A 6,000-nucleotide genomic window follows, 5' to 3' on the forward strand; every position below is an offset into this window, starting at 1 on the left:
ATGTCCAGGTCACTGCCGCGCGCCGCGCTTGGCGCCGTTCTTTCCCTCTGCATCGCCTTGCCGGTCACCGCCGCACCTCCCGGTCCCGGGCCGGGTGCGCATAGAGGGCCGGCGGGACCGGGGACGCAGCATGTGCCGGGCCCGCGTCACAGCCACGGCCTGCCGGCCGGTGCGCGGGAAATCTGGATCGGCAGCATGCTCTACTTCATTGCCGCCGGTACCTATTACCTGTGGAATGTAGAGCGCAATGTCTACGAGCCGGTCAGTCATCCGCCGCTGCCGGCCAGCGAGGCCACGCGATATGATGTCATCGCCTATCCGGCCAAGGACCAGAGCGCCGAGCAGCAGAGCCGCGATCGCTACGAGTGTCATACCTGGGCCGTGAGCCAGAGCGGTTTCGATCCGGCCAGCGCCCGGACGGCTCCGGCGGCGAGCGTTGCCGACATCTACAAGCGCGCCCTTGGCGCCTGCCTGACCGGACGCGGCTATAGCGTCAACTGATGCGCCCAGCTTCGGGCGGGCGCCTCGGTTGTTGAATCGTCTGCCCGAAGCGAGTGCCCATGAATTCCCTACCGATCGACGAAGTCCTGCCGGCGTTGCGCCAGGCCCTGCAACAGCGCGACGAAGCCGTTCTCGAAGCACCGCCCGGCGCCGGCAAGACCACTCGCGTGCCGCTGGCGCTGCTCGACGAAGCCTGGCTGGGCGGGCAGAGCATCATCATGCTGGAGCCGCGCCGTCTGGCTGCCCGCGCAGCGGCTGAGCGGCTGGCCAGTGAGCTGGGCGAGCGCGTCGGCGAAACCGTCGGCTACCGCATCCGGCTGGACAGCAAAGTCGGGCCGAACACACGCATCGAGGTAGTCACCGAGGGCATTCTCGCGCGGCGGCTGCAGGACGACCCGGCGCTGGAAGGCGTCGGCCTGGTGATCTTCGACGAATTCCACGAGCGCAGCCTGGACGCCGATCTGGCTCTGGCGCTGACGCTCAATGCGCGGCAACTGCTGCGCGACGAGCCGCTCAAGCTGCTGCTGATGTCGGCGACGCTGGAGGGCCAGCGCCTGTCGGCACTGCTCAACGATGCGCCGGTGGTGCGCAGCGAAAGGCGCATGCACCCGGTCGAGCAGCGCTGGGGCCGTCTCGTTGCGGCGAATGAGCGTATCGAGCCGCGCGTGATGCAGACGGTGCTGCAGGCGCTGGAGGACGAGCAGGGCAGCGTGCTGGTGTTTCTGCCGGGGCAGGCCGAGATCCGCCGCGTCCACGAGGCGCTCGCCGATCAGCTGGGCGGGCGCGGCGACATCCTGCTCTGCCCGCTGCACGGCGAGCTGGAGCTGGCGCAGCAGCGCGCGGCCATCGAGCCGGCGCCGGCGGGCATGCGCAAGGTGGTGCTGGCGACCAACATCGCCGAGACCAGTCTGACCATCGAAGGCGTGCGCATCGTGGTGGACGCCGGACTGGCGCGGGTGCCGCGCTTCGATCCAGGCAGCGGCATGACCCGGCTGGAAACCCGGCGCATCTCCCGCGCCTCGGCCACGCAGCGCGCTGGTCGCGCCGGGCGCCTGGAGCCGGGCGTCTGCTATCGGCTGTGGTCCGAGGATCAGCACGCGCAGCTGGCGGCCTACGACGAGGCGGAAATCCTCCAGGCGGACCTTGCGGGTGTCGCGCTGCAACTGGCGCGCTGGGGTGTCGAGCCGGACGAGCTGGCCTGGCTCGACCGGCCGCCGGCGGCGGCTTACGCCCAGGCTCAGGCGCTGCTCGAGCGCCTTGGCGCATTGCAGCACAACGAACATGGCGGCTGGCAGCTGACCCGCCACGGTCAGGCCATGGCCGAGTTGCCGGCACACCCGCGGCTGGCGCACATGCTGCTGCGCGGGCATGGCTTGGGTATTGGCGCGCTGGCGGCGGATGTCGCGGCGCTGCTGGTCGAGCGTGACATTCAATCCGGCGGACAGCGCAGCGGCGGCGCCGATCTGGCGCTGCGTCTGCACCAGTTGCAGAGCGGCCGTGGCGCTGCGGTGCAGCGAGTGCGGCAGCTGGCCCGGCAGTTTCGTGGCCTGCTGCGCGGCGCTCCGGGGCAGGGCGACGGAGCGCTGGACGAACAGCACGCGCTGGCCACGCTGCTGGCTTTCGCCTACCCCGACCGCGTCGCCCGGCAGCGCCGCGACGGTGGCGGTGGTTATCGTCTGGCCAACGGGCGCGCGGCGCTGTTCGGTGAGCCGGATGCATTGATGAAGGAGCCCTGGCTGGTGATCGCCGAGTTGGGCAGCCATCAGGGACAACGCGAGGAGCGCATCTATCGGGCGGTCGCGCTGGACCCGGCGCTGTTCGACGGACCGCTGGCCGAACAGGTGTCTCTGCGCGATGAGCTGGAGTGGGACGAGCGCGAGGGCGTGCTGCGCGCCGAACGGCAGCGGCGGATCGGTGAACTGGTGCTCAGCCGCGAACCACTGCCGAACCTCGACGATGACGCCCGGGCTCGCGCGCTGCTCGGCCTGGTGCGGCGCAAGGGCCTGGAACTGCTGGCCTGGACGCCGGAGTTGCGCCAGTGGCAGGCGCGCATCGACCTGCTGCGTCAGCTCGATCTGGACGCAGGCAACAGCAGCGACTGGCCGGACGTCAGCGATGCTGCACTGCTGGAACGGTTGGGCGACTGGCTGCTGCCCTACCTCGGCAAGGTGTCGCGCCTGGCGCACTTCGCCCAGCTCGATCTGGCCGGCATGCTCGCCACGCTGCTGCCCTGGCCGCTGCCGCAGCGCCTGGATGAGCAGGCGCCGGTGGCGGTCAGCGTGCCGTCCGGCTCGCGCATTCGGCTGGACTACAGCGAGCAGCCGCCGGTGCTCGCGGTGCGTCTGCAGGAGCTGTTCGGCCTGGCCGACACGCCGCGGATTGCTGGTGGCCGACAGGTCGTCAAGCTGCACCTGCTGTCGCCAGCGCGGCGTCCGGTACAGGTCACCCAGGACCTGGCGAGTTTCTGGGCCAACACCTACGCCGAGGTAAGGAAGGATCTGAAGGGGCGCTATCCCAAGCATTACTGGCCGGACGACCCGCTGATCGCCGAGCCGACCGCACGGGCCAAGCCACGCGGGCAGTAGGCTCAGTCCGAGGGCAGGCTGAGGTCCTCGCCGGCGACGCGCAACGCTTCATAGGCGTCGTCGAGCGCAGTGACGATGGTCGCGGCGTCGCGTGCATGACGCGAGACGATGAAGTGGATCGGCACCTGGGCCAGGCGCTGGTAGGGCAGCGCTTCCATCCGTAGTCGTTGGCGGGCCTGTTCCACTGGAATCTGGTAGTCGAGCAGGTAATTGCCACGGTTGCGCTGCAGCATTTCCAGCGCGGAAAGGTGATTGCTGGTGCGCAGCAGGCGCAGGTCGAGGCCGGGATCGTCCAGTAGCGCGTTGACGTTCGGCCAGTAGCTGTAGCCGCCGATCAGGATCAGCGACTTGCCGGCAAGGTCGTCCGGCAGGCGCGGCGCCGGCGTACCGGCAAGGCGGTAGAGGTTGAGATTGATCTGGCTGAGCGTATGCCGGCCTTCCAACGTATGGGTCGCCAGTTCCGGTTTGCCTTTGGCACCGGGCCAGAGGTCGATGCTGCCATTCTCCAGCGCCGCGTAGAGGCGGGCACCGGGCAGCCCTCGAAAGCGCACGCCGTAGCCGGCCTCACGCGCGACGCGGCGGGTCAGTTCGGCCAGCTCGCCGCGTGCCATGCCCTGGGCATCGGTGTAGATGGCCGGGGCGAACTCGTAGTAGCCGACGTTGAGGACGCGTTGCGAAACGGGATTGGCCAGGACCGCGGCTGGTAAGCCGAGAAGGGAGGCCAGGGCCAGATAGATGAATGCTTTCAATGGATCGATCGCTGCCTTGCGCTGTTCCAACAAGCATGCGCAGCCGATGCCCGGTTGTCCATGAGCCATATTGCTGCAGCAGCGTGAGGAATGTCGGCCTATATCGACCTATGCTCATACCGAAAGGCAGGCGTGCGGCACGAAGGAGTAGGGGTATGCAGCGCAAGGTGTTCGATCGCAAGGTGTTCAACCGCAAGCTGGTGGTGATCACCGGCGGCTGTGCCGGGATCGGCCGCGCGCTGGCGGTGCGCATGGCCCAGGCTGGCGCGCGGCTGGTGATCTTCGATCTGCATCAGGATGCGCTGGATGGCCTGGTGCAGCATCTGGCCGATCACCACAATGCCGATGCGCTGGGGTTGTGCTGTGACGTCAGCGATGCCGAGGCGGTGCAGCGCGCGATTGCGCTGGTGGTGGAGCGTTACGGCGGCATCGACGTGCTGGTCAACAACGCCGGCATCACTCACCGCAGCCCGGTAGCGAATACCAGCCTGGCAGTGTTCGAGCGGGTGATGGCGGTGAATTTCTACGGCGCGCTGCATTGCACTCAGGCCGCGCTGCCCAGTCTGATCTCCCGCGGCGGGCAGATCATTGTGCTCAGCTCGCTTTCGCAGTATTCGCCGGTGCCCAACCGCGCAGCCTACAACGCCAGCAAGCATGCCCTGCACGGATTGTTCGAGACGCTGCGTTGCGAGCTTCGGGAAACCGACGTCAACGTCATGCTGGTCTGCCCCGGCTACACCGCCACCGATCTGCGCAAGAACGTGCTGGTCGGCGATGGTTCGACAGCGCCCACGCCGGTGCTGGACATCGGTCGGGTCGCTTCGCCGCAGGACGTGGCCGAGGCGATCTATCAGGGCGCGCTGCGCCGGCGCCGGCTGCTGGTGCTGTCGAACCTGGACTGGAAGGCCCAGCTGCTGGCGCGCTGTTTTCCGCGGCTGTACCAGAGCCTGCTGTTACCGCGGCTGCTCGGCGGGCGCGCCTCCTGAGCGCAGCGGGCTAGCTGCCGCTGCCGTAGAGTTGCTGCATCAGCGCCTCGTCCCAGTAGGACGCCTCGATCTTGTGGCCGTCCAGATCGCGTACGAAACAGCCGTAGTAGGGCTCGCCATATTCCGGGCGCGGGCCGGGTGCGCCCTCATCGCTTGCGCCGGCGGTGATCGCCGCGCGATGGAAGGCGTCGACCTCGGCCTGATTCGCAGCGAAAAAACCGACATGGGTGCCGTTGCCCACCGACGCGCTGCCGCCGTCGATGGGTCGTTGAATCCAGAATTCCGGGTATTCACGGCCCCAGGCGACCGCGCCGGGGTGTTCGAGGATTCGCTTGCAGCCAAGGGTGGCGAGGACCTGGTCGTAGAAGGCAACCGCTTCGTCGAAGCGATTGCTGCCCAGTGAAATGTGCGAAAGGATGCTTGGGTTCTGGTCGGCCATGGCGGGGTCTCCTGATGTGGCCGGAGCAAGCCTAGCAGGCTCTGCGCGCCTCGCCTGAACCTCCGTCGAAAGACCGCTCAGCCGTTGTCCGGCTGGCGTGTCGGCGGCTCGGTGCAGAGCATGAAGCAGCGGAACAGCATGATCGTCGGCAGCAACTGCAGCAGGCCGACCACGGCGTCCAGCAACATCGCCGGCACCAGTGGTGGCGTCTGCTCGGCGAACAGCTGGGCGGCGATCCAGATTTCCAGCATCCAGATCGGCAACAGCACGGTCATCACGCAGCCCAGTATCAGCAAAAAATGCCCGCGGGTGAGGGCGAAGCTCTCCTTCAGCGCCGCCAGCGGTGTTTGGCCACGCAAGACCAGCAGGTACTCGGCGAAGGCGATCTTGACCATGACCCAGATGCCGGGCAGCACGAACAGCGAGGCGCCGAGCATGATCAGCAGTGAGCCGAGCCCCGAGAGCACGGCCAGCGCTGGCCACAGCGGCAGGGCCCGGGCGTAGACCGCACGCAGCGCCGGATCGTGGCCACGGCTGCGCGCATCCAGGTAAAGGATCAGCGCGCCGACGTACAGCGGATAGAAGATCAGGCCCACCAGCAGGTCCAGGGCGGGCAGGACGTTTTCGCCGAGCCAGTGATCGAGCGCCAGGCGTGTCGCGCTTTCGAGCAGGATCAGCGGCAGGCAGAGCCGGACGATGGTCAGGAAGTGGCGGGGGGAGAAGAAACAGGCGGCCCGCAG

The 6,000-nt window shown here is 68.0% G+C and carries 6 protein-coding genes; 3 read left to right on the forward strand and 3 right to left on the reverse strand.

The window, feature by feature from the left end:
• Together F753_RS49975 and hrpB are read left to right on the forward strand one after the other, a co-directional pair.
• Positions 1 to 501 carry a hypothetical protein gene (locus F753_RS49975; protein ID WP_245218634.1) on the forward strand — a complete coding sequence of 167 codons (501 nt, stop codon included), beginning with the start codon at positions 1 to 3 and terminating at the stop codon, positions 499 to 501.
• A gap of 59 nt (positions 502 to 560) precedes the next feature.
• A complete protein-coding gene (gene hrpB, locus F753_RS33880) occupies positions 561 to 3,086 on the forward strand; it encodes an ATP-dependent helicase HrpB (RefSeq protein ID WP_023444968.1) in 2,526 nt (841 codons plus the stop codon).
• Between the two features lie 2 nt (positions 3,087 to 3,088).
• Here hrpB and F753_RS33885 read toward each other — a convergent pair whose 3' ends face one another.
• Positions 3,089 to 3,904: a substrate-binding periplasmic protein gene (locus tag F753_RS33885; RefSeq protein WP_031297532.1), complete on the reverse strand. Its 816-nt coding sequence runs from the start codon at positions 3,902 to 3,904 to the stop codon at positions 3,089 to 3,091.
• Between the two features lie 86 nt (positions 3,905 to 3,990).
• Between F753_RS33885 and F753_RS33890 the strand changes: the two genes are divergently transcribed.
• Entirely contained in the window at positions 3,991 to 4,821 is an 831-nt protein-coding gene (locus F753_RS33890; RefSeq protein ID WP_023444970.1) for an SDR family oxidoreductase, read from the forward strand.
• Between the two features lie 10 nt (positions 4,822 to 4,831).
• Here F753_RS33890 and F753_RS33895 read toward each other — a convergent pair whose 3' ends face one another.
• Positions 4,832 to 5,260, reverse strand: a complete 429-nt coding sequence (locus F753_RS33895) for a VOC family protein (RefSeq protein ID WP_023444971.1) — start codon at positions 5,258 to 5,260, stop codon at positions 4,832 to 4,834.
• 77 nt (positions 5,261 to 5,337) lie between these two features.
• On the reverse strand, positions 5,338 to 6,000 hold a 663-nt coding region (locus tag F753_RS33900), incomplete at its 5' end, for a YciC family protein (RefSeq protein WP_023444972.1).

This window comes from Stutzerimonas chloritidismutans AW-1, assembly GCF_000495915.1.
GTDB classification, from domain to species: Bacteria; Pseudomonadota; Gammaproteobacteria; order Pseudomonadales; family Pseudomonadaceae; genus Stutzerimonas; species Stutzerimonas chloritidismutans.